General features: G+C 62.8%; 25 protein-coding genes. 13 read left to right on the top strand and 12 right to left on the bottom strand.

What is annotated here, in order from left to right; translation table 11 throughout:
* The first annotated feature begins 62 nt into the window (after positions 1-62).
* The 3 genes from HU719_RS03780 to HU719_RS03770 all read left to right on the top strand — a co-directional run bounded on the left by HU719_RS03780 (position 63) and on the right by HU719_RS03770 (position 2,723).
* On the top strand, positions 63-749 hold the full coding sequence (locus HU719_RS03780; RefSeq protein ID WP_186536646.1) for a crotonase/enoyl-CoA hydratase family protein: 687 nt from the start codon (positions 63-65) through the stop codon (positions 747-749).
* Between the two features lie 201 nt (positions 750-950).
* On the top strand, positions 951-1,673 hold the full coding sequence (locus tag HU719_RS03775) for a lysophospholipid acyltransferase family protein (protein ID WP_186536645.1): 723 nt from the start codon (positions 951-953) through the stop codon (positions 1,671-1,673).
* Positions 1,674-1,751: 78 nt separating this feature from the next.
* A complete protein-coding gene (locus HU719_RS03770) occupies positions 1,752-2,723 on the top strand; it encodes a magnesium and cobalt transport protein CorA (RefSeq protein WP_186518043.1) in 972 nt (323 codons plus the stop codon).
* Between the two features lie 6 nt (positions 2,724-2,729).
* Here HU719_RS03770 and HU719_RS03765 read toward each other — a convergent pair whose 3' ends face one another.
* The gene (locus HU719_RS03765) at positions 2,730-3,464 is read right to left on the bottom strand and encodes an amidotransferase (protein WP_186518045.1); all 735 of its coding nucleotides are present in this window, start codon (positions 3,462-3,464) and stop codon (positions 2,730-2,732) included.
* A 528-nt stretch (positions 3,465-3,992) separates the two neighbouring features.
* Here HU719_RS03765 and HU719_RS03760 point away from each other — a divergent pair.
* Positions 3,993-4,796: a cytochrome c gene (locus HU719_RS03760; RefSeq protein ID WP_186536644.1), complete on the top strand. Its 804-nt coding sequence runs from the start codon at positions 3,993-3,995 to the stop codon at positions 4,794-4,796.
* Between the two features lie 87 nt (positions 4,797-4,883).
* On the opposite strand, the gene HU719_RS03755 is transcribed toward HU719_RS03760, so the two are convergent.
* The 4 genes from HU719_RS03755 to HU719_RS03740 form a co-directional block, all read right to left on the bottom strand.
* Positions 4,884-5,216, bottom strand: coding sequence for a ribonuclease E inhibitor RraB (locus HU719_RS03755; protein WP_186536643.1), 333 nt, complete (start codon positions 5,214-5,216; stop codon positions 4,884-4,886).
* Positions 5,217-5,394: 178 nt separating this feature from the next.
* Complete coding sequence (locus HU719_RS03750; protein WP_186518053.1) at positions 5,395-5,631, bottom strand: hypothetical protein; 237 nt, start codon at positions 5,629-5,631, stop codon at positions 5,395-5,397.
* Positions 5,632-5,770: 139 nt separating this feature from the next.
* Complete coding sequence (locus HU719_RS03745) at positions 5,771-7,828, bottom strand: LTA synthase family protein (protein WP_186518055.1); 2,058 nt, start codon at positions 7,826-7,828, stop codon at positions 5,771-5,773.
* A 163-nt stretch (positions 7,829-7,991) separates the two neighbouring features.
* Entirely contained in the window at positions 7,992-8,183 is a 192-nt protein-coding gene (locus HU719_RS03740) for a PLDc N-terminal domain-containing protein (RefSeq protein ID WP_186536642.1), read from the bottom strand.
* 126 nt (positions 8,184-8,309) lie between these two features.
* Here HU719_RS03740 and HU719_RS03735 point away from each other — a divergent pair, with 126 nt between their 5' ends.
* Entirely contained in the window at positions 8,310-9,248 is a 939-nt protein-coding gene (locus HU719_RS03735) for a ZIP family metal transporter (RefSeq protein ID WP_186518059.1), read from the top strand.
* 217 nt (positions 9,249-9,465) lie between these two features.
* On the opposite strand, the gene HU719_RS03730 is transcribed toward HU719_RS03735, so the two are convergent.
* On the bottom strand, positions 9,466-9,996 hold the full coding sequence (locus HU719_RS03730) for a hypothetical protein (RefSeq protein WP_186535817.1): 531 nt from the start codon (positions 9,994-9,996) through the stop codon (positions 9,466-9,468).
* A 60-nt stretch (positions 9,997-10,056) separates the two neighbouring features.
* On the bottom strand, positions 10,057-10,578 hold the full coding sequence (locus tag HU719_RS03725) for an ankyrin repeat domain-containing protein (protein ID WP_186518063.1): 522 nt from the start codon (positions 10,576-10,578) through the stop codon (positions 10,057-10,059).
* A 269-nt stretch (positions 10,579-10,847) separates the two neighbouring features.
* On the opposite strand from HU719_RS03725, the gene HU719_RS03720 reads away from it, so the two are divergent.
* Positions 10,848-11,120, top strand: coding sequence for a DUF3509 domain-containing protein (locus tag HU719_RS03720; RefSeq protein WP_186518160.1), 273 nt, complete (start codon positions 10,848-10,850; stop codon positions 11,118-11,120).
* 50 nt (positions 11,121-11,170) lie between these two features.
* Here HU719_RS03720 and HU719_RS03715 read toward each other — a convergent pair whose 3' ends face one another.
* The 3 genes from HU719_RS03715 to aroC form a co-directional block, all read right to left on the bottom strand.
* The gene (locus HU719_RS03715; protein WP_186535816.1) at positions 11,171-11,707 is read right to left on the bottom strand and encodes a cupin domain-containing protein; all 537 of its coding nucleotides are present in this window, start codon (positions 11,705-11,707) and stop codon (positions 11,171-11,173) included.
* The gene (locus tag HU719_RS03710; RefSeq protein ID WP_186535815.1) at positions 11,707-12,852 is read right to left on the bottom strand and encodes an MFS transporter; all 1,146 of its coding nucleotides are present in this window, start codon (positions 12,850-12,852) and stop codon (positions 11,707-11,709) included. Before HU719_RS03710 ends, HU719_RS03715 begins: the two co-directional genes overlap by 1 nt.
* 82 nt (positions 12,853-12,934) lie before the next feature.
* On the bottom strand, positions 12,935-14,026 hold the full coding sequence (gene aroC / locus HU719_RS03705; RefSeq protein WP_186535813.1) for a chorismate synthase: 1,092 nt from the start codon (positions 14,024-14,026) through the stop codon (positions 12,935-12,937).
* Between the two features lie 153 nt (positions 14,027-14,179).
* Here aroC and HU719_RS03700 point away from each other — a divergent pair, with 153 nt between their 5' ends.
* Both HU719_RS03700 and HU719_RS03695 read left to right on the top strand, forming a co-directional pair.
* The gene (locus HU719_RS03700; RefSeq protein WP_186535811.1) at positions 14,180-15,142 is read left to right on the top strand and encodes an alpha/beta hydrolase; all 963 of its coding nucleotides are present in this window, start codon (positions 14,180-14,182) and stop codon (positions 15,140-15,142) included.
* 126 nt (positions 15,143-15,268) lie between these two features.
* Complete coding sequence (locus HU719_RS03695; protein WP_186518074.1) at positions 15,269-16,051, top strand: hypothetical protein; 783 nt, start codon at positions 15,269-15,271, stop codon at positions 16,049-16,051.
* Positions 16,052-16,223: 172 nt separating this feature from the next.
* On the opposite strand, the gene prmB is transcribed toward HU719_RS03695, so the two are convergent.
* Positions 16,224-17,132, bottom strand: a complete 909-nt coding sequence (gene prmB / locus HU719_RS03690) for a 50S ribosomal protein L3 N(5)-glutamine methyltransferase (RefSeq protein WP_186518078.1) — start codon at positions 17,130-17,132, stop codon at positions 16,224-16,226.
* Positions 17,133-17,311: 179 nt separating this feature from the next.
* On the opposite strand from prmB, the gene HU719_RS03685 reads away from it, so the two are divergent.
* From HU719_RS03685 to HU719_RS03665, 5 genes are all read left to right on the top strand, one after another.
* Positions 17,312-17,902, top strand: a complete 591-nt coding sequence (locus HU719_RS03685; protein WP_186535809.1) for a cysteine hydrolase family protein — start codon at positions 17,312-17,314, stop codon at positions 17,900-17,902.
* Positions 17,903-17,992: 90 nt separating this feature from the next.
* The gene (locus HU719_RS03680; RefSeq protein ID WP_186535807.1) at positions 17,993-18,307 is read left to right on the top strand and encodes a hypothetical protein; all 315 of its coding nucleotides are present in this window, start codon (positions 17,993-17,995) and stop codon (positions 18,305-18,307) included.
* A 242-nt stretch (positions 18,308-18,549) separates the two neighbouring features.
* Positions 18,550-19,110, top strand: a complete 561-nt coding sequence (locus HU719_RS03675; RefSeq protein ID WP_186518084.1) for a Smr/MutS family protein — start codon at positions 18,550-18,552, stop codon at positions 19,108-19,110.
* Positions 19,111-19,179: 69 nt separating this feature from the next.
* Positions 19,180-19,725 (top strand): GTP cyclohydrolase I FolE, encoded by a 546-nt coding sequence (gene folE, locus HU719_RS03670; RefSeq protein WP_186518086.1) that lies wholly within the window; start codon positions 19,180-19,182, stop codon positions 19,723-19,725.
* Positions 19,726-19,783: 58 nt separating this feature from the next.
* The gene (locus tag HU719_RS03665) at positions 19,784-20,149 is read left to right on the top strand and encodes a glutaredoxin family protein (protein WP_186518088.1); all 366 of its coding nucleotides are present in this window, start codon (positions 19,784-19,786) and stop codon (positions 20,147-20,149) included.
* A 103-nt stretch (positions 20,150-20,252) separates the two neighbouring features.
* Here the strand turns inward: HU719_RS03665 and HU719_RS03660 are convergent, their stop codons facing one another.
* A complete protein-coding gene (locus HU719_RS03660; protein WP_186518090.1) occupies positions 20,253-20,855 on the bottom strand; it encodes a glutathione S-transferase family protein in 603 nt (200 codons plus the stop codon).
* Positions 20,856-20,944: the final 89 nt, after the last annotated feature.

Raw genomic sequence — 20,944 nt, 5'->3', positions numbered from 1 at the left:
CTGCTTTACCTGGGTTCGCGCGCTGGGTAAGTTCATCGCCACGCCATTTAAAGGACACTGCCATGAGCGAGCTGATCACCTACCATGCCGAAGACGGCATCGCCACACTGACCCTGAACAACGGCAAGGTCAACGCCATCTCGCCCGATGTCATCACCGCCTTCAATGCGGCGCTGGACCGCGCCGTGCAAGACCGCGCGGTGGTAATCATCACCGGCCAGCCGGGCATTCTGTCCGGCGGCTATGACCTCAAAGTGATGACCGCTGGGCCCAAGGAGGCCATCGCGCTGGTAACAGCAGGCTCGACCTTGGCCCATCGCATGCTCTCGCACCCGTTCCCGATCATCGTTGCCTGCCCAGGCAATGCGGTGGCCAAGGGCGCCTTCCTGCTGCTCTCGGCCGACTACCGCATCGGCGTTGAAGGCCCCTACAAGATCTGCCTGAACGAGGTGCAGATCGGCATGACCATGCACCACGCCGGCATTGAACTGGCCCGCGACCGCCTGCGCCGCTCGGCCTTCCACCGCTCGGTGATCAACGCTGAAGTGTTCGACCCGCATGCGGCGGTCGATGCGGGGTTCCTGGACAAGGTGGTACCGGTGGAGCAATTGCAGGAAGCGGCCTTGCACGCAGCCCGCGAGCTCAAGAAGATCAACATGCTGGCGCACAAGAACACCAAGCTTAAAGTGCGTAAAGGCCTGCTGTCGGCCTTGGCGACGGCCATCGAGATGGATCAGACAGCCCACTGATGCAACGTGCTCTGTGTAGGAGCGGCCTTGTGTCGCGAAAGGGTCGCGTAGCGGCCCCAGAATTTTTGAATAGGGCCGAGATCCTGGGGCTGCTACACAGCCCGTTCGCGACACAAGGCCGCTCCTACACGGCTCACCGTTTGCCCACCTAAGTGAACACTTGTACACTCAAACCTCTTTCATAGCGGTGAGAGTCGTACCATGCTTGCTGTGCTGCGCTTTATCCTGCTGTCGGTGCATGTCGTGCTCGCCAGCCTCATTGGCCTGATCATTGGCGTGTGCCGCCCTTTCAATCCGGACAACAGCCCGCTGTTCGCCCGCCTCTACAGCGTGCCCGCCGCGTGGATTCTGGGTATCCGGGTCAAGGCCGAAATGACTGTTCTGGACAACCTGCCACCAGGCAGCGTGATCATTGGCAACCACCAGTCCAACTTCGACCTGTTCATCATCGGCCAGGTGATACCCCGGCGCACGGTGGCGGTGGGCAAGAAAAGCCTCGGCTGGATTCCGCTGTTCGGCCAGCTGTTCTGGCTGGGCGGCAACGTGCTGATCGACCGTGGCAACGCCTATAAGGCACGCCGGGCAATGCTTGCCACCACCAAGACCTTGCAGCAAGGCACCTCGATCTGGATCTTCCCCGAGGGCACGCGCAACCAGGATGAGCAACTGCGGGCATTCAAGAAAGGCGCCTTCCACATGGCCGTGGCCGCCGGCGCGCCGATCGTTCCGGTGTGCGTCAGCCGCTACCGTCGCCGCATGGGCCTGAACAGCTGGGCGCGGCGCACAGTGACCATTCGCGCGCTGGCACCTATCGCGACCGACGGACTGACCGCGCAGGACCTGCCGGCACTGGTGGAGCAGTGCCGCGAGCAAATGCAGCGCTGTATCGACCAGATGGACACCGAGGCTGCGCCGGGCAAATGAATCTTCACCGGCCAAGGTTGCCCCGCGCCGCGACACGGCCCAAGCTGTGCGAGTGTTCAACTGGATAAGCGCACAGACATGGGTCGAGTCGTCGCAGCGGCGGTGTACAGCGCCGGCCGCAAGGTCACCAACATCAGCATTGATCAAGGCGCCGAATGGGCGCGCAAACCGGGGCATTTTGTCTGGATCGGGCTGGAAGAGCCTGACGCCGAGGCACTGGCCAACCTGCAGTGCCAATTCGGCCTGCACGAACTGGCCATCGAAGATGCCCTGGAAAAACACAGCCGCCCAAAGCTTGAAACCTTCGGCGACGCGCTGTTCATCGTCACCTACTCGCCGGTGCGCCACCAGGGCCGGCTTGAGTTCATCGAAACCCACATCTTTGCCGGCAGCGGCTACATCATCACCTGCCGCAATGGCCACTCCAAATCCTATGCCCTGGTGCGCCAGCGCTGCGAAGCCCGGCCCTTGCTGCTGGAGCACGGCGAGGACTTCGTGCTGTACGCCCTGCTGGATTTCGTTACCGAGAACTACCAGCCCGTCAGCGAGGCGATCCACGGCGAAATCGAGGCGCTGGAGCAGAGCGTGCTGGGCAATTCGCTGCGTGAACAAGACATCCGCCGCCTGCACAGCCTGCGCCGCGACATCCTGCGCCTGCGCCGCTACGTGGCACCGATGGTTGAGATCAGCGAAGAACTGCAGCGCCTGAGCTTTCCGTTCATCGACAAGAACATGCGCCCGTACTTTCGCGATGTGCAGATCCACGTCACGCGGCAGATGGAAGACCTCGCCGGCATCCGCGACATCGCCAGCCAGACCATCGAGATCGGCATGCTGCTGGAGTCGTCGCGCCAGAGCATTACCCAGCGCAAGTTCGCCGCCTGGGCAGCGATTCTGGCATTCCCGACGGCAATTGCCGGGATCTACGGCATGAACTTCCAGAACATGCCGGAGCTGGGCTGGCACTACGGCTACTTCGCGGTGCTTGGGGTGATCGGGCTGGGCTGTATCGGCCTGTACGCGAGCTTCAAGCGCTCCGGGTGGCTGTAGCGCGCCTTACGCGGCGCTGCTATCGGTTTTGCCCGGCTGGGCAATGAAACGCAGCATCCATTCGCCTACCAGATCGCCCTGATGGTCGGTGGCAAGGCTGGCGACGGCTTTTTCGTACACTTCATCGCCCAAATGCTGCTGGCGGGCATCGAGCAGCGCGCGGGAGTAATCGTGCACAAACTCAGGGTGGCCCTGGAAGCACAGCACCTGGTCGCCGATGTGATAGGCCGCGTTCGGGCAGAAATCGCTGGATGCGATAACCGTTGCACCTTCAGGTAGCGCGGTCACCTGGTCCTGATGGCTGATCAACAGGGTCAGTTCGCAAACCTCCGGGTCCATCCACGGCGCATGGGCGGCGAGCCTGTAGCGGTGAATGCCGACGCCCCAGCCCTTGTCAGCGCGCTCGGCTTTGCCGCCCAAGGTCAGGGCCAGCAATTGGTGGCCGAAACACACGCCAAGCAGCTTCTCGCCACGGCCGTACAGTTTCAGCAGATAGGCCTTGAGGGTGTGGATCCACGGGTCGCTACCGAATGAATCGGCCTTGCTGCCCGTCACCAGGTAGGCATCGAAGCGCTCGTTTTCAGGTGGGTAGTCGCCGTTCATCACGTTGTACACGCAAAACTCGGCGGCGATCGGCTGACGCGAAAACAGCTGTTCGAACATCCTTCCGTAGCCCTCATAGCGAGCGACCAGCTCAGGTCGCAGGACATCGGTTTCAAGGATGCAGACGCGTAACGACATGGGAATAGTCCTGAACGACGTAGGTAAAGGTTCGCTATAGAGCGTGACGCGAAAGCCACGTACAAGCAAGTAGCAAGTCCAGACGAACGGTAAGGGCTGTAACCCTCGGTAACCACTGCCGCGCACTTGTCTAGGCAGAGCGTGCCAGCGCGATGGCCAGTGGCCTTAAAACGCCCTGATGGTATTTTTTAGTGGCTTAGAACAAACAGTTCTGAAACATCGTTGCCGGGCGCCCTACTGTTGGTTGTATACCCGTTGTTATCAGGTATGCAGGGACGGCACTGCACAACGCCGCTGCGATCGACCCGACGCCATGCAGGGAAGCTCAGGGGTTTTCAGGAATAACAACAATGAAGGCGGTCCGCCATGTTCAGACAATCCAAGGTACGCCAAGCGGGGCTCATCCTTTTCGCCACCACGTTGCTGCTGATCTTGCCGAACTTGTCTCGGCTGTTTGGTTGATGCAGGAAGTGGCGTTTACGTAGACTGTGCAGGTACCCTGCCGGTCTTGATGGCAGGAGGCTATCTATGCGCATTCTCATCGCACTGCTGTGCCTGTTCTCGACGCTGTCTGCGACGGGCGCCACGTTAACCCTGAAAATCGGCGAGCACTCGCGCACCTGGCAAAGCGAGCAGCTGCTCGAGCACCCTGACGCCCGCGATATCACCATCGACCAGGACGTTGCCTACAAGCGCAGCATGCATTACCGCGCCGTCCCATTGGCGGTACTGCTCGAAGGTGTCGGGCCGACTGACCACCTGCAGGCCGTATCCTTTGACGGCTTTGCCGCTGAGATGCCGGCAGGCCCACTGCTGCAGCCAGGCCCCGCTCAGGCTTGGCTGGCTGTCGAGGACCCCAAGCAGCCGTGGGCTGGGCTTGCCCCAGGCAAACCCAGCGCCGGGCCGTTCTATCTGGTCTGGACCAACCCGCAAGCAGGCGGCATACGCCCGGAACAGTGGCCCTATCAAGTAAGCACGGTGAGCCGCCTTGCGCCGGTCGAAGAACGTTTTCCGGCGCTGCTGCCAGACCCTGCGCTGAAAAAAGACGACCCGGTCCGAGAAGGCTTTGCCCTGTTCCAGCAGAACTGCCTGGCCTGCCACCGCCTGAACGGCGCCGGGGATGCCCAGTTCGGCCCGGACCTGAATGTGCCGCACAACCCGACCGAGTATTTCCAACCGGCGTTCCTGCGCCAGTACATCCGCGACCCACAGAGCCTGCGCCGCTGGCCACAGGCACGGATGCCGGGCTTCCCGGTGCAGGTGTTGAATGACAAAGAACTGGATGCGTTGCTGGCGTATCTGCGGCACATGGCCCCGCGCAAGACGCCGTGAGGCCACCGGGTGCTGTTCACTGGTAAAGGGCTTTTGCGCATGAGGGCGCCAGCCAGGGAGAAGGCCCTGACGGGCGCCGGCACAACCTCAGGCTACCGCTCGCTCCTGGCGCACGCCCCACCCTTCTACCTCGCCACCATGGGGTGCGACCACCCGCTCGAAATCTTCCTCGAACGCGCCGATACCGCCGTAACTGGCATACATCACTTTGCTTAACTCAAGGTGCCAGGCGCCATCGTCGCGCTCGCTCACCTGAGCATTGGTCGACTCGCCACGAAACTCCCGCGCCGCGTGACGAGCGCCGGCTTCATCGGGGAACACTGCGTAAAACTCGATGGGGTGAATGCGGGTGAAATCAAAACCGCCAGCTTTCATCTGGCGAAGGACACTGCTGCTGATGTCGTCGTTCTGGCTGCTCATGAATCGTCCTCCTGAATTGCAATGGATAGACTTTCCGTGCATGACGCACCCGCCGGCGAATTAGCGCTGCCGGCGGTTCGAGCTTGATACAAGACGCGAAGTGAAGATGATGCAGGCCCGCAGAGTAGAACCGTGCCTGGCTCCAGCGTAGTGCTTGCGCCGGCACTTTACCAGAGGCTCAAGGCACCTCGTGGATATCGTTGATGGTCACGCCGTTCTGCTCCTTGAGCCAGCGCGCCGTGGGGGAAGGGCTACGGCCCTGAAAATCGTTGAGGTCCAACTGATCCATGATCGGGAACAACCGCGAGCGTATGGCCCGCGCCGCGTCTTCCTCGCTGGGGCAATGCTCGGCATCGAGCAGCAGTGACTCGGGTTCGCCCGTCTGTTTGGCAAAGATGACTTCCCACTTCTTCATCGAATCTACCCTCGGTGGCAAAACGGTGAGTGACATCCGTAATAGCTGACCGCCCGGCAGGCATGTTGTTCAGCGCAGTTACTTCGCAGGCACAAAAAAGCCCGCCGGCAAGCGGCGGGCTGGGCAACAGTGCTACGGCTTACTTCGGTATGCCATGCACCACGCCTGCGGTGTTGTCCAGCAGGCTCTTGGTCGCCGTCTGGATGTACGCCTCAAGCTGCTTGAGCATCTGCGCCTGGTCCGGGCTTTCGATCAATTGCGCCTTGAACTCGCGGCCCAGCTGGTAGCGGTACAGACGCGGGGTCATGTCCTTGGACTCGATCAGCAGCCGGTCACCCTGCACCAGGCCAACAATCTGCTCACTGCCCGAGGGCTTGATCATGCCAACGCCAGGGTCACCCTCAGGCAGGTTGAGCAAATCACGCCCCCAGCACTGATGACGGGTTTGCCCGCCAAGACGGCCCATGATGGTCGGCACGATGTCGACCTGAGTGCCGACGGTGTGGCTGACCGCACCAAACTTGTCCTGGATGCCAGGCGCTATCAGCAGCAGCGGCACGTTGAAGCGGCCCAGGTCCAGTTCGGTGACCTGCTGATGGTTGCCAAAACCATGGTCGCCGACGATCACGAACAAGGTGTCCTTGAAGTACGGCTCCTTGCGCGCCTTCTCGAAGAACTGGCCCAACGCCCAGTCCGAATAACGCATTGCAGTCAGGTGCTCGTCCAGACGGCCCTGGCCCGTCACCTTCTCCACCGGCAAATTGCTCGGCAGTGCATACGGGGTGTGGTTGGAAAGGGTCTGCAGCAAGGCATAGATAGGCTTGCTTGGGTCGTGCTTGGCCAGTTCTTCGTTACCGCGGTCGAACATGTCCTGGTCGGAAACACCCCAGGTCGGGTCGGAGAACACCGGGTTGACGAAGTCGTTGCGGCCGATAAACGTGGTCATGCCCTGGTTGCCGAAGAACCCGGACTGGTTATCCCAGGCAAAATCACCGTTGTAGACATACACATCGTCATACTTGCGAGCACTGAGCAGCGCTGGCAAGCCCGACAGTTTATGGCCACCTTCCGGGGTCTGCATCAGGTATTCGAAGCCTGGCAGGTTGGGGAAGCAGCCCATGGTCGCGAACATGCCCTGATGGGTATGGGTGCCATTGGAGAAGAAGCGGTCGAACAGCAGACCCTCCTTGGCCAGCTTGTCGAAATACGGCGTGATGTTGTTCGGGCTACCCAAGGCTCCGACCGAATGGCCGGCGAAGCTTTCCATCAGGATTACCACGACGTTCTTGATCGGCAGCGTGCGCTCGGCAGGCGGCAGGAAGTCGCGACGCACCGCCGCTTCGTCGGCATCGACCAAGGTGTCGTGTGGGGTCAGCAGTTGCTGGCGCACGGTCTCGGTGGCAACGCCTTGGTCAAGCACCGGCTTCCACAGGTTGGCGCGGTCTTCGCCATAGCGGCTCTTGGCAGCGTCGATCAGGGTAAGGGTGCCATTGAGGCCCAACTGGTTGACGAAGTTCGAGTCCGTGGTGAAAGCGTCGCCCCAGCGCATCGGCGGGCCTTGGCGCAGAGTGCCACGGGCGGCAATCACCGCCAGCAACAGAATCACCATGAACACCGCCAGGCGGTTGTACCACGGTGCCACGCGGTGCACGCCTTCAGTACGGGTCAGACGGTCGATACCCTTGAACAGCAGGCTCAGCAGCCAGGTGCCGAACAGCCAGGCCAGCAGGTAACGCACCACCGGGAAACCGTACCAGAGCATGCTCATGACGGTTTTCGGGTCTTCGTTGATGTACTGGAACACCAAGCCGTTGAGGCGCTGGTGGAACTCGCGATAGAAGTCCATCTCCATCAGGCCAAGGAACATCACCACGCTGGAAGCGAGGGTCAGCCAGCAGCGCAATACGCCGCGCCGCGCCATCGCCCAGGGGCTGAGCAGGGCCAGCAGCAGCGGAATGCTGATGTACACCACTACGCGCAGGTCAAAGCGCAGGCCGTTGAACATGCCTTCGGCGACCGTCGAGTACGGCGTGGTGCCGATCATGTCGCTGTTGTAGACCAGTAGCGCCAGGCGCACCAGGCTGAGCATCAGCATGATCACCAGGCCACTGAGCAGCGTGTAGGCAAGGTGGGATTTCAGGGTTGGCGAGAACGAGCCTCGCACGCCCTGTTGCTTCAGGGCATCCGTGTTAGCCATGAATGGAGGGGTCCTAGGATGACGGGGTTGCGATTAAAGGCGGGGCGCCGTGTGCATGGACGGCCCTGCCCGCTGTGATGGGCTTGGACCAACGCAGCATTGTGCGGCGCGGATTCTCGAAAATCGAGTGTGAAAATTTTGTCACGTAGCCAGGCAATGGTGCTCAGAGGCTGATATTGCCCCGTGGCCCGGCAATCGCCCAGATGATCAACCCGAGCACCGGCAGCAGCACGATCAGCAGAATCCACAGTACCTTGACGCCAACCTCGGCACCGCTCTTGACCACATTGAGGATCGCCCAGATATCCAGGGCAAGGATGATCAGGCCAACCAGGCCATTGAAGGTCGAGCCCATGTCGGTGCTCCTGCGTGGTGAGTGATGCGCACAGCATAGCTGGCTATGACCGCGATAGAAGGGAATCCTTGGCCAGCCACGCGGGTCACTGGATAGACTGCCGTCATTCATTGCTTCGAGGTCCGCATGCCCCCTGCCCACTCTCCCACTGCCGCCCCCGCCTCGCTGTTCGGCGCCTGGCGGCGCCAAGTGCTGCATACGCCATGGCTCAGCGCCGGGCTTGGCCTGAGCCTGCTTGCCATTATCGCCCTGCTGGCCGCCAGCGTGTGGAACGCTGTCAATGGCGAGCACGCCGACAACCTGCACCTGGCGGCGATTGGCGGCCTCGCAGGCTTTGCCGCCACCGCTTTGGGCGCGGTGCTGGCGGTGGTGCTGCGTGATGTCAGCTCGCGTAGCCAGGATGTGATGCTGGGTTTCGCCGCCGGCATGATGCTCGCGGCCAGCTCGTTTTCGCTGATTCTGCCAGGCCTGGATGCCGCCCGCGAAATAACCGGCAACGGCCCGGCGGCAGCGTTTACCGTGGTGCTGGGCATGGCTCTGGGCGTGGTGCTGATGCTGGGCCTGGACCGCTTCACCCCGCACGAGCATGAAAGCACCGGCCCCTGCGGCCCGGATGCCGAGCGCATCAACCGGGTGTGGCTGTTCGTACTGGCAATCACCCTGCACAACTTGCCGGAAGGCATGGCCATTGGGGTGAGCTTTGCCAACGGCGACATGAACATCGGCCTGCCGCTGACCAGTGCCATCGCGATCCAGGACATCCCCGAAGGCCTGGCGGTGGCGCTGGCATTGCGCGCGACCGGGCTGAGCAACTTCAAGGCGGCGCTGGTGGCGGTGGGGTCAGGGCTCATGGAGCCGCTGGGGGCGGTGATCGGGCTGGGGATTTCCACCGGTTTTGCGCTGGCCTACCCGATCAGCATGGGGCTGGCGGCGGGGGCGATGATTTTCGTGGTGTCCCACGAGGTAATCCCGGAAACCCACCGCAACGGGCACCAGACATCGGCCACGCTGGGGTTGATGGGTGGTTTTGCGGTGATGATGTTTCTGGATACAGCGTTGGGGTGACAAAGCGCAGGGCGAAACAGGTGCAATGCACTGCTCAACCGCAACATTGCTGGTTGGACCCAATGCTGTGGGAAATGATGAGCGTTGTGGCGAGCGGGCTTGCCCCGCGTTGGGCTGCGCAGCAGCCCTGAAAACCCAAGGGGCTGCTGCGCAGCCCAACGCGGGACAAGCCCGCTCGCCACAAGGAGATATGCTTGGCCAGAACAGGCTGACTGCCTTAAACGTGCACCGCCACCTTCAATGCTTCCAGCGCCGGTTCGACCTTGATGCCAACAGCCGCACCAAGCTCCAGCACCCGCACCAGGTGGTGCTGGCCGACCATGACCATCTGTAGCTCATCGTCGAGCAACTGGCTGAAATTGAGCAGCACATAGCCGCCAGCCTCTTTGTTCAGCGCGCCCATCTGCACCTGGATACGGTTCAACGCCGTCAGCGCCTCGGTGCGTGCCAGCTGCTTGGCCTTGAGGGTGAACGGCACGCTCTTGTCGAACGAATCGCTGATCTGCTGGAACAGATCCTGATAGCTGTCCGCCTGGAACAGCACAGTGTCGGGCAGGCTGCCGACCACCACCCATTCGCCCAGCGGAATCGGGAAGCTGTCGTCGTAGTTGATGTCAGGGTTCGCCGCCAGGAAGGCGGCGGGGTCAGCGTAGGCCTGGGCGGCCTCGTCAGCGATGCGCTCGATGTCCTCATCAAGTATGCAACCGGCGCCAATGAGGCGGATGAGTTCGAGCAATTGGTCTTTCATTAGGGGCCCTGCGCATTGGCGTAAAAGGCGCAAAGGATAGCCGCAAACGCCCCCGGACGGTTAGCGCGCGAGTGCTTCCAGGCGTGCTGCGGCATCCACCGCGCCCATGGTGCGGGCTGCGGCCACGGCATTGGCGCCGGCTGCGTCGCGGTGCGCTGGGTCGGCGCCTTGGGCCAACAGGTAATCGATGATCTCCAGGCGGTTGAACATTGCCGCCAGCATCAACGCTGTGCGCCCGTCGGCTGCCGAGGCGTCCACCGGTACGCCGTGCTCGAGCAGCAGGCGGATCATCGGCAGGTCGCCTTTGAACGCAGCGCCAGCAATCGGCAGTTGGCCATTGTCGTTGGCAATCAGAGGGTCGGCGCCATGGGCCAGCAATACCTTCACGGCATCAGCGTGGCCGTGGTAGCTGGCCAGCATCAGCAGGGTGTCGCCCTTGTGGTTGCGCAGGTCCGCAGGCAGGCCGCTGGCAAGCAGGCGTTCGAGCATTGGCGCATCGCCGCGGCGGGCACGGTCAAAGACTTCGTCGGCAAAGGCTGCGCTTTCTTCGGCGGTCATGGTGGCTGGCTGGGTGTCGGTCATCGGGAACCTCCTGGCAAATGAATGGGCCCAAGTGTTGGTCAGGCACCGCCAGCGGGTCAAAGGTTCAGATTCTATGGGCCACAGAGAGCCAGGCTATGACCGTGCAAATTGCACTATGCAAAATGCACGACCTTGCAGAATGCAACAGCCCAACGCCCAACAAATATCGCAAACCATTGTTTTTAAAGGATTTTTGTAGAAACAGAAGACTGGCACGGTCGCTGCAACTATCAACTCACGTTTGCCAACATATTCAGTCAGGAGTTGATATGGACCTTATCCAGGAAAAATTCGCCTCGGTCTTCAGTGCCTATCAGGTTGCTACCCAGCCCCGCCCAGACGGCGGTGTCCTGCTTACCCTGCGCGCAGCCGACGGCAAAGTGACTCGCCGAGTGCTGACCTACAGCCAACTGCACAGCGCCGAGCAGCTGTCCTGGGCGATCAGCGCCATCCGCCGTGACATCGCAGAACAAGCCAGCGAATTGCCAGTGATCTCGATGTTGCAGAGCCAGCAGCGCTTCGCCCTGCCGACCTACCGTTGATTGCTGCACTTGCTCGCGGGGCCAGCGAATACACTGACCCCGCGACGCGCTCAGAGTTCGTCCATCCCCGCAAAACGCCCCGCAATACCTTCGCCGCGCAGCTTCGCCTGAGCCTTTTGAGCGTCTGCAAACAGCCGTAGCGCCAGGCAAAACGGTGTGTCGCCAAAGCTCAGCCAACGTGGCGTGCCTGCCGGTATCTGCAATACATCGTCCTTCTCGCAAAGCACCGCATAAACATAATCGCCAATATGCAGGCTTACCTGCACCCGGCCGCTGACCATCGCCAGCACTTCTTCGGTATCGAGGCTGTGCTCTTCACCGAGCGCGGCCAGTGCGGGGGCGACACCGTCATGGCTCAGCACACTGAAGCCCTTGCTGCCGCGTTCGGTCATCAGGTTGTCCAGGGGCACGCGGCAGGCGTCGAGCACCTCCTGCTCAGCGCAGCCAGGGCGCAGGCGGGCGCCGGATGCCCAGCGGGCAAAATGCACGCCCTGCTCGGCCAGCGTCGCAACGATGTCTTCGTGGTGGGTCAGCACCTTGTGCGCAAGCTCGGGGCTGGCGGTGTGGAATACGCTGAGAATGCTCATCAGGGGTCGTTCCTGCTGTGTTTCAAACGGAGGGCAATGATAACGGCTGCCGCCAGTGCAGCAACGCTGGCCATACCAAAGGTGAACTGTGGGCCCAGCAACTTCCAGCTGTGGCCTGAATACAAGGCGCCCAGCGCCCCGCCCGTGCCGGACAACGCCGCATACAGCGCCTGCCCCTGGCCTTGCTGACGGGGGCCGAAGCTTGATTGCACGAAGGCGATACTGGCCGCATGGAAGCAACCGAACGTGGCGGCATGCAGCACCTGCGCCAGCACCAGCACACCGGGGATGTCAGCCAGGCTACCCAACAGCAACCAGCGCAGCGCCGCAACCAGGAAACTTGCCAGCAGCACCAGGCGCACCGGAAAACGCGCAAAGATGCGACTCATGGCCATGAACACCAGCACCTCGGCCACCACACCCAGCGCCCACAGCAAGCCAATGGCGCCACGGCTGTAGCCCAAGTGCTCCAGGTGCAGGGTGAGGAAGGTGTAATACGGGCCATGGCTCAGTTGCATCAACGCCACGCACAGGTAAAACGCCATTACCCCCGGTGCCGCAACCTGCTTGAGAAAGCCCCCTGCCCCGCGCCGCTCGGCATGTTCCACCGGCTGGGCATTGGGCACCCACAGGCTTGCAGCAACGATACCGGCCATGATTACCATCAGCGCCACGGGGTAGATGTCCAGGCTCAGCCATTCGAACAGTCGCCCAAGGCCGACCACGGCGAGGATGAAACCAATCGAGCCCCACAGCCGCACCTGGCTGTAGCGCGAGGTCTGGCCGTGCAGGTGGGCCAGGGTGATCACCTCGAACTGTGGCAGCACTGCGTGCCAGAAGAAGGCATGCAGGGCCATGACCAACGCCAGCCAGGCGTAGCTCTTGCCAAGGAAGATCAGTGAAAAGGTCGCCAGCGTCGACAGCGCCCCCAGCCTCACGATCAGCAGCCGCCGGCCGCTGCGGTCGCCCAGCCAGCCCCACAGGTTAGGCGCCACGCAGCGCATCAGCATGGGGATCGCCACCAGCTCGCCGATACGCGCCGGGGAAAAGCCCAGGTGGTCGAGGTACAGCGCCAGAAACGGCGCGGTCGAACCGAGCAGGGCGAAATAGAACAGGTAGAAGCTGGACAGCCGCCAGTAAGGCATGGAGTGAGTCCGCTGGGTCGTATGCCGGTGTGCAGGCCTCAGCGCGGGCAACAACGCCCGCGAAAAGACCTGCGCTGAAGCCTCAGCGCTGGCCGAGCACCGGCGTGCTGACCTTCACATCGGCGTTCTGGCCGCGGTGGCGCAGCAGGTGGTCCATCAGCACGATGGCCATCATCGCCTCGGCGATAGGCGTGGCGCGGATGCCCACGCACGGGTCATGGCGGCCCTTGGTGATCACCTCCACCGGGTTGCCATGCACATCGATCGAACGGCCCGGCACGGTGATGCTGGAGGTCGGCTTGAGGGCCAGATGGGCGACGATCGGCTGACCCGAGGAAATGCCGCCCAGAATGCCGCCAGCATTGTTGCTGAGGAAGCCTTCCGGGGTGAGTTCGTCGCGGTGCTCGGTACCGCGCTGGGCGACACTAGCAAACCCTGCGCCGATCTCGACACCCTTGACCGCGTTGATGCTCATCAGCGCATGGGCAAGCTCGGCATCGAGACGGTCGAAGATTGGCTCGCCAAGGCCCGGCATCACCCCTTCGGCAACCACGGTGATTTTTGCCCCGACCGAATCCTGGTCACGGCGCAGCTGGTCCATGTAGGCCTCAAGCTCCGGCACCTTGGCCGGGTCTGGGCTGAAGAAGGCATTCTGCTCGACCGAGTCCCAGCTTTTGAACGGGATTTCGATCGGCCCCAACTGGCTCATGTAACCGCGCACCTGAATGCCCTGGGTGGCCAGGTACTTCTTGGCGATGGCGCCCGCGGCCACGCGCATGGCCGTCTCGCGCGCGGAGCTGCGGCCACCGCCGCGGTAGTCGCGGGTGCCGTACTTGTGGTGGTAGGTGTAGTCGGCGTGGGCCGGGCGGAACAGCTCCTGGATGGAGGAGTAGTCCTTGGACTTCTGGTCGGTGTTGCGGATCAGCAGGCCAATCGAGCACCCAGTGGTACGGCCTTCGAACACGCCGGAGAGGATTTCGACCTCATCGGCTTCCTGGCGCTGGGTGGTGTGGCGGCTGGTACCGGGCTTGCGCCGGTCGAGGTCATGCTGCAGGTCCGCCAGGGAGATTTCCAGGCCGGGCGGGCAGCCGTCGACAATGGCGACCAACGCCGGGCCATGGCTTTCGCCTGCGGTGGTGACAGTGAACAGCTTGCCGTAGGTATTGCCGGACATGGACGCTCCGCGAATCAGCCTGAAGTGAACGAAAACGGCAGTATACGGAAAACGCGCAGGGATGGGTTGCCCGCACCGGCAAACACTAGGCGCGCGAACCTTTACCCCGCAGGCCCGGTCTTAGTTTCACCTCCCCCACGCAGTATCCCGTCCATGAAGTCCCGCCTCGCTGCCCTGCTTCTGCTGCTGTGCACCAGCCTTGCCCAGGCCGCCGCCCCCACTGTGCTGCAACGCCCCATCGACCTGGACACAGGCCAAGGTGTGCTGCATGGCAGCCTGCTGTTGCCGCAGCAGGACAGCCCGCCACCGGTGGTGCTGATCATTGCCGGCTCCGGCCCCACTGACCGCGATGGCAACAACCCAGCCTCCGGGCGCATCGACAACCTCAAGCGCCTGGCGCTGCTGCTGGCAGGCGAACACATCGCCAGCGTGCGCTTCGACAAGCGCGGTGTGGCCGCCAGCCAACCGGCCACCCCGGATGAGCGCGACCTCAGCGTCGAGCGCTATGTCGCCGATGTGGTGGCCTGGGGGCAGAAGCTACGCCAGGACCCGCGCTTCGGGCCGCTGATTCTGGTCGGCCACAGTGAAGGCGCGCTGATCGCAACGCTGGCAGCCGAGGACGCCGGCGCCAGCGCGGTCATCACCCTGGCGGGCAGTGGCCGGCCGATTGGCGATGTACTGCGCGAGCAACTGGCCCAGCGCCTGCCGCCCGCCCAGTTGGCCAGCGGCGAGGCTCTGATTGCACGGCTGCAGGCCGGGCAAACCAGCCTGGACGTGCCGCCAATGTTGCGTCAGGTATTTCGCCCCAGCGTGCAGCCGTACCTGATCACCCTGCTGCGCCAGGACCCGGCCGCGGCGTTCGCCCGGCTACGGGTGCCGGCGCTGATCGTGCAGGGCCGCAACGACGTGCAGGTCGAGGTGGCTGATGCCGAACAGCTCAAGGCCGCCAAGCCGGATGCCGAGCTTGTGCTTATCGACGGCATGAACCATGTGCTGCGCATCAGCCCGCGCGACATGAGCCAGCAGCGCGACAGTTACCGCAACCCCGAGCTGCCCCTGGCCCGTGAGCTGGGCGAACACATCGTCGCATTCATCCAGGCGCTGCCTGCGGCATGAGGTTTTGCCGGGCGCCGTACTCAGGTCTTGGGCCGCGCTGCCGATAACGCGGCTAATAGCCAACACGTCGGTGACCGTGGGTATGCCCTGCGATCACCCGGCCGCCGTGCACTTGAGGATTGCCTGATGACCGATGCCCCCGCCGCCGAGGCGCCCGAAGAACAAGCCCCGCAGAGCGCTCCGCAGCCGTGGGCGGACCTGGCCCCGGAGCATTTCCAGCTGCTGCGCCTGAACGCCCTGCACACCGACCGCAACAGCGGTGCACGGCCGCTGCGCTTCGTCGAATTTGGCTACGCCGAGCGCCACGACAAGGAGCACAGCCTGCTGCGCATGCAGATTCAGTTGCCGGGGCAAAAGGTGCGCAAAGAGCAAAACCTGCTGGATGTGCGCGTCGACCACCAGAACCGTACGGTGCGCATTGGCAATGACGCTGGCCTGCAACTGGAGCCGCTCAACCGCGGCGTTGGCAGGTACATGCTGGCGCAGGCGGTGCAGTGGCTACAGCACCGTTGCTCGCATTACCGCATCGAGGGCATGAGCCTGCCGAACAAGGATGCGCTGAACGAAGACACGCGCCTGCGCCGTGACCATGTGCTGCGCAGCATCGGGCTTGAAGTGGAATACCTCGACGGGCAGTTGCTCAAAGGCCGTATCAAAGAAACCCCGGTGGGCCAGCTCAAGGGCGGCTGGAATACCGACAAGGCCCAGCGCGTCGATATCCTCGAAGCAGCCGGCATGCTGCAGCAGGCCGAGCAGAACCTGATGGAGAAAGAGGCGCAACTGCGCGAGCGCGATGAGCGCGTGGCCAAATATCGACGCGAAGACAACGGGCTGCGCTCCACCATCGCCTGCCTGGTGGCCTTTTCCGTGTTCCAGGCCGGGCTGCTATTCTGGATCGCGCTGCGTTAAAGCCACCCCGGCGCGGCAGGCCACTGCCTGTGTAGGAGCGGCCTTGTGTCGCGAGAGGGCTGCGTAGCAGCCCCAGGATATCGGCCTCACGCGCAATCGCCGGGGCTGCTACGCAGCCCATTCGCGACACAAGGCCGCTCCTACACAAGACTGTGATGGCGCCAAACCCTGATCAAACCCGCGAAGCAAACAGCTCCTGGTGCTTGCGGCACTGTTCGGCCGAGAGCATGAACACCCCATGCCCACCGCGCTCGAACTCAAGCCAGGTGAAGTCCACCTCGGGGTACAACGCCTCGACATGCACCTGGCTGTTGCCCACCTCGACGATCAACAGGCCCTTTTCGGTCAGGTGATCTGCCGCCTCGGCCAGCATGCGCCGCACCAGGTCCAGGCCATCGTTGCCACAGGCAAGGCCCAGCTCCGGCTCGTGGTGATACTCAGCGGGCATATCGCCAAAGTCTTCGGCGTCGACATACGGCGGGTTGGACAGGATCAGGTCGAAACGCTGGCCCGGGAGCCCGGCGAAACCATCGCCCTGCACGGTGTAGACGCGCTGGTCCAGGCCGTGGCGCTCGATGTTCTGGTTGGCCACCTCAAGGGCGTCGAAGGACAGATCGGCCAGCACCACCTCGGCCTCCTGGAACACGTCGGCGGCAACCAAACCGATGCAACCTGAGCCGGTGCACAGGTCCAGAATGCGCGCAGGCTCCGCGGCAAGCCACGGCTCGAAGCGTTTTTCGATCAGTTGGCCGATTGGCGAACGTGGCACCAGCACGCGCTCATCGACAATGAACGACATGCCGCAGTACCAGGCCTCGCCCAGCAGGTAGGCGGTAGGCACGCGGTCTTCGATACGGCGCTTGAGCAGGTGCATCAGGCGTACCCGCTCGTCATCTTCGAGCGCGCAGTCCAGGTAGCTGTCGGCCACTTCCCACGGCAGGTGCACCGCACCCAGTACCAGCAGGCGTGCCTCGTCCCAGGCATTGTCGGCACCGTGACCGAAAAACAGCTCATGCTCATGGAAGCGGCTGACCGCCCAGCGGATATGGTCGCGCAAAGTGCGCAGACGGGATGTGATCACGGAAGACTCCTTTTAAGACAGAACAAAAGTCTAACAGCCCACACCCAACAAATGCTTATTCCTATAGCCAAACACCTGGCCCAAGGCCACGCACCATGTCGCCTGCAATGTCAACCATTCCCATTGACGCCAAGGCAGAGGACAATAGGTATACAAAAGCCCTATCCGAGGAGCCCTAGATGTCCGTTCCAACCACGATGTTCCGCCTCACTGGCCGCGACTATCCGCCAGCCAGGCTGAGCCAGGCCAGCCTCATCGTCATCGACGCGCAAAAGGAATACCTGAGCGGCCCGTTGATGTTGTCGGGCATGGACGAGGCCGTGGCCAACATCGCCCGGTTGCTCGACGCCGCGCGCAAGGCTGGCCGGCCGATCATGCATGTTCGCCACCTCGGCACTGTCGGCGGGCGCTTCGACCCGCAGGGCGCAGGCGGCGAGTTTATTCCGGGGCTCGAGCCGCAAGGTGATGAAATCGTCATCGAAAAACGCATGCCCAACGCATTCAAAAACACCTCGCTGCACGAAACCCTGCAGCAGCTCGGCCACCTCGACCTGATCGTCTGCGGCTTCATGAGCCACTCCAGCGTCAGCACCACCGTGCGCCGCGCCAAGGACTACGGCTACCGCTGCACCTTGGTCGAAGACGCCTCGGCGACCCGCGACCTGGCCTTCAAGGACACGGTCATCCCGGCAGCACAGATCCACCAATGCGAAATGGCGGTCATGGCCGACAACTTCGCCTGCGTCGCCCCTACCGCAAGCCTGGTGTAAGCCTGCTACCGCCCGGCGGACGGGCGGAACCCGAAGGCCGCACAAAGGTCGAACGGCGGATTCAGCGACAGCAGATTCCGAGGTAAGACCATGAAGCTCAAAGGCAGTTTCGATGCAAGGCGCCTGCGCCCGCGTGAACCCGGCAACTGGGGTGCACGCCTGGCGGGGGCCTGTGCCTTTGTGCTGTGCGCCTTGGGCCTGGGGCTTGCCTTCGTCGGCCTCGCCGGCCTGCTGGGGCACTACCCGGCATTCACCGAACTCAATGCCAATCGGCCACTGGCCGCCACCTTGGCGGTGGGCGGGCTGCTGGTGCTTTACCTCGGTGTGCGCCTGTGGCGGCGCAGCCGCGTGCGCCGAGCCCAAGGCCTGAACATGTCGCCGCATCTGATGAAGAAACACGACTGAGCAGTCACAGATTCCATGTTTGTGTATAAGCCTGTACTGGCCTCATCGCAGGCTAGCGCCAGCTCCCACAGTGATCTGAGCCAGGCATAAATATCGCGGCTGTGCACGGCCCCTGTGGGAGCTGGCGACAGCCTGCGATGAGGCCGGGAAAGCCAGCATAGAGCTGCGCCCCAGCCTGCCCGAAGTTCTCTGGGCGAGAGCGGCCCCACTCGCGTAAACTACGCGGCACATGTGGAGGCTCCATGCAAGACGACGACTTTTCCCTGTTCAGCGCCGAGGTGCGCGGCGTCAAGCCGATCAAGCACGACCGCGCCGAGGTCGGCAAACCCAAGGTCGACCGCAAGAAGCTGGCCAGCCTGCGCCAGGCCGCGACCATCCGCAGCGACCAGCCGCTGGTGATCGACGGGCTGTCCGACCAGTTCGTCATCGACGTTGCCGCCGAAGACGAGCTGATGTGGCGCCGCGACGGTGTGCAGGAAAGCCAGGTCCGCAAGCTCAAGCTCGGCCAGATCGCCTTCGAAGGCAGCCTGGACCTGCACGGCATGAGCGTCGAAAAAGCCCGCGAAACCCTGTGGGCCTTCTTCGATGAGGCCACCCGCCTGGAAGTGCGCTGCGTGCGCGTCACCCACGGCAAGGCCGCGCGCATCGACGGCAAGCGCCCGATGATCAAGAGCCACGTCAATACCTGGCTGCGCCAACACCCCCAGGTGCTCGGCTTTGCCTCGTGCCAAGCTCGCCACGGCGGCACCGGTGCCGTGTATGTGATGCTCAAACGAACCATGCTCGAAGGCCGCGACGAGTGATATCGCGCTTGCAGCGCAGTCGCCGCCGCCGTACCCTTCGCCTTTGCAACAATTTCCACAGGTAGATCCATGTCCCTGGAACAGAATTACACCGAGATCCTCAGCCAGCTGGGCGAGGACGTCTCCCGCGAGGGCCTGCTCGACACGCCCAAGCGGGCTGCGAAGGCCATGAAGTACCTTTGCCGCGGTTATGAACAGACGCTCGAAGAAGTCACCAACAACGCGCTGTTCAGCTCCGACAACAGCGAAATGGTGCTGGTCCGGGATATCGAGCTGTATTCGATGTGCGAACACCACATGCTGCCGTTCATCGGCAAGGCTCACGTCGCCTACCTGCCCAAGGGCAAGGTGCTCGGCCTGTCCAAGGTGGCGCGCATCGTCGACATGTTCGCCCGCCGCCTGCAAATCCAGGAAAACCTCAGCCGCCAGATCGCCGAAGCGGTCCAGCAGGTCACCGGCGCCGCAGGCGTTGCCGTGGTCATCGAGGCCAAGCACATGTGCATGATGATGCGCGGTGTCGAAAAGCAGAATTCCACCATGCTCACCTCGGTGATGCTCGGCGAATTCCGCGACAACCCTGCCACGCGCAGCGAGTTCCTCAGCCTGATCAAGTGATCGGCGCAGGTTCCGAGCCGGCCCCTTGGGGTCGGCTTTTTCATTTCAGGAGTTGCCCATGATCGTCAAAGCTCTGCGGGTCGGCCTCGGCCAGATCATCGTGTTCGGCGACTGGATCAGCCGCCCGGCCAAAAAGAAGCGTGATGCTGCGGCTCAGGCTGCGGTCGAGCAACAGGCCAAGGGCCTTGCGCTGTACCAGTTCCATGCCTGCCCGTTCTGCGTGAAAACCCGCCGCACCCTGCACCGCCTGAATGTGCCAGTGGCTCTGCGCGATGCCAAGAACGACCCGCAACACCGCCAGGCGCTGCTTGAGGGCGGCGGCCGGGTGAAGGTGCCGTGCTTGCGTATCGAAGAAGATGGCAAGGTGAACTGGATGTATGAATCCAAGGCGATCATTGCCTACCTGGACCAGCGCTTCGCGTAAAGCCGGGTAGGCATTTGTCGCCTGCATCGCGGGGCAAGCCCGCTCCTACAAAAGCAGCTTTCATGCCTCTTGTGGGAGCGGGCTTGCCCCGCGATGGCGCTAGTCAACCCACCATCGGCACATGCCGCGGGTGGCTGGCCACTCGCTCCAGCCACGCCCGCACCGCCGGGTAATCGGCCAAATCGAAACCGCCCTGTTGGGCCACGTGGGTGTAGGCATACAGTGCCACGTCGGCAATCGAATATTGCTCGCCGACCAGGTACGGCGTCATCTGCAACTGCCGCTCCATCACCCTCAGCGCCTTGTAGCCGCCCTTGTGCAGCTTGCGGTATTCCTCCAGGCGATCATCCGGCAGCCCCAGATAAAACTGGATGAACCGCGCCACGGCGATGTACGGCTCGTGGCTGTACTGCTCGAAAAACTGCCACTGCAACACCTGGGTACGCAAGCGCGGCTCGGTAGGCAGGAACTCACTGCCATCGGCAAGGAAGTTCAGAATCGCGTTGGACTCCCAGAGGCAGGTGCCATCCTCAAGCTTGAGCACCGGTACCTTTCCGTTGGGGTTCATCGCCAGAAACTCGGGGGTCTCGGTCTCGCCCTTGAGAATGTCCACCGCATGCCACTCGTACGGGCGGTCGAGCAGGCTGAGCATCAGCTTGACCTTGTAGCAGTTACCGGACTGGTAATCCCCATACACCTTGTACATCGGCCCTCCCCCTGCAGACGCAGTTGCGCGTTAATAGCCAATAGTTGGCGACTGTACGGCCAAATGCAATGGCTGCTGTATGACAAGGC

It is taken from the genome of Pseudomonas farsensis (genome assembly GCF_014268805.2).
In the GTDB taxonomy this organism is placed as follows: domain Bacteria; phylum Pseudomonadota; class Gammaproteobacteria; order Pseudomonadales; family Pseudomonadaceae; genus Aquipseudomonas; species Aquipseudomonas farsensis.
Note: the sequence above shows the minus strand (reverse complement) of the source record. Positions and strands in the feature narration are given on the sequence as shown.

Excerpts from the sequence above, each read along its gene's own strand:
- HU719_RS03775 (WP_186536645.1), top strand. The coding sequence starts at position 951 with ATGCTTGCTGTGCTGCGCTTTATCCTGCTGTCGGTGCATGTCGTGCTC.
- HU719_RS03685 (WP_186535809.1), top strand. The coding sequence starts at position 17,312 with ATGTCCGTTCCAACCACGATGTTCCGCCTCACTGGCCGCGACTATCCG.
- HU719_RS03755 (WP_186536643.1), bottom strand. The coding sequence starts at position 5,216 with ATGAGCAGCCAGAACGACGACATCAGCAGCAGTGTCCTTCGCCAGATG.
- HU719_RS03765 (WP_186518045.1), bottom strand. The coding sequence starts at position 3,464 with ATGTCGTTACGCGTCTGCATCCTTGAAACCGATGTCCTGCGACCTGAG.
- HU719_RS03715 (WP_186535816.1), bottom strand. The coding sequence starts at position 11,707 with ATGAGCATTCTCAGCGTATTCCACACCGCCAGCCCCGAGCTTGCGCAC.
- HU719_RS03660 (WP_186518090.1), bottom strand. The coding sequence starts at position 20,855 with ATGTACAAGGTGTATGGGGATTACCAGTCCGGTAACTGCTACAAGGTC.
- HU719_RS03760 (WP_186536644.1), top strand. The coding sequence starts at position 3,993 with ATGCGCATTCTCATCGCACTGCTGTGCCTGTTCTCGACGCTGTCTGCG.
- HU719_RS03700 (WP_186535811.1), top strand. The coding sequence starts at position 14,180 with ATGAAGTCCCGCCTCGCTGCCCTGCTTCTGCTGCTGTGCACCAGCCTT.
- HU719_RS03735 (WP_186518059.1), top strand. The coding sequence starts at position 8,310 with ATGCCCCCTGCCCACTCTCCCACTGCCGCCCCCGCCTCGCTGTTCGGC.
- HU719_RS03710 (WP_186535815.1), bottom strand. The coding sequence starts at position 12,852 with ATGCCTTACTGGCGGCTGTCCAGCTTCTACCTGTTCTATTTCGCCCTG.
- HU719_RS03720 (WP_186518160.1), top strand. The coding sequence starts at position 10,848 with ATGGACCTTATCCAGGAAAAATTCGCCTCGGTCTTCAGTGCCTATCAG.
- HU719_RS03675 (WP_186518084.1), top strand. The coding sequence starts at position 18,550 with ATGCAAGACGACGACTTTTCCCTGTTCAGCGCCGAGGTGCGCGGCGTC.
- HU719_RS03725 (WP_186518063.1), bottom strand. The coding sequence starts at position 10,578 with ATGACCGACACCCAGCCAGCCACCATGACCGCCGAAGAAAGCGCAGCC.
- HU719_RS03750 (WP_186518053.1), bottom strand. The coding sequence starts at position 5,631 with ATGAAGAAGTGGGAAGTCATCTTTGCCAAACAGACGGGCGAACCCGAG.
- HU719_RS03740 (WP_186536642.1), bottom strand. The coding sequence starts at position 8,183 with ATGGGCTCGACCTTCAATGGCCTGGTTGGCCTGATCATCCTTGCCCTG.
- HU719_RS03695 (WP_186518074.1), top strand. The coding sequence starts at position 15,269 with ATGACCGATGCCCCCGCCGCCGAGGCGCCCGAAGAACAAGCCCCGCAG.
- aroC (WP_186535813.1), bottom strand. The coding sequence starts at position 14,026 with ATGTCCGGCAATACCTACGGCAAGCTGTTCACTGTCACCACCGCAGGC.
- HU719_RS03745 (WP_186518055.1), bottom strand. The coding sequence starts at position 7,828 with ATGGCTAACACGGATGCCCTGAAGCAACAGGGCGTGCGAGGCTCGTTC.
- HU719_RS03780 (WP_186536646.1), top strand. The coding sequence starts at position 63 with ATGAGCGAGCTGATCACCTACCATGCCGAAGACGGCATCGCCACACTG.
- HU719_RS03680 (WP_186535807.1), top strand. The coding sequence starts at position 17,993 with ATGAAGCTCAAAGGCAGTTTCGATGCAAGGCGCCTGCGCCCGCGTGAA.
- folE (WP_186518086.1), top strand. The coding sequence starts at position 19,180 with ATGTCCCTGGAACAGAATTACACCGAGATCCTCAGCCAGCTGGGCGAG.
- HU719_RS03730 (WP_186535817.1), bottom strand. The coding sequence starts at position 9,996 with ATGAAAGACCAATTGCTCGAACTCATCCGCCTCATTGGCGCCGGTTGC.
- HU719_RS03770 (WP_186518043.1), top strand. The coding sequence starts at position 1,752 with ATGGGTCGAGTCGTCGCAGCGGCGGTGTACAGCGCCGGCCGCAAGGTC.
- HU719_RS03665 (WP_186518088.1), top strand. The coding sequence starts at position 19,784 with ATGATCGTCAAAGCTCTGCGGGTCGGCCTCGGCCAGATCATCGTGTTC.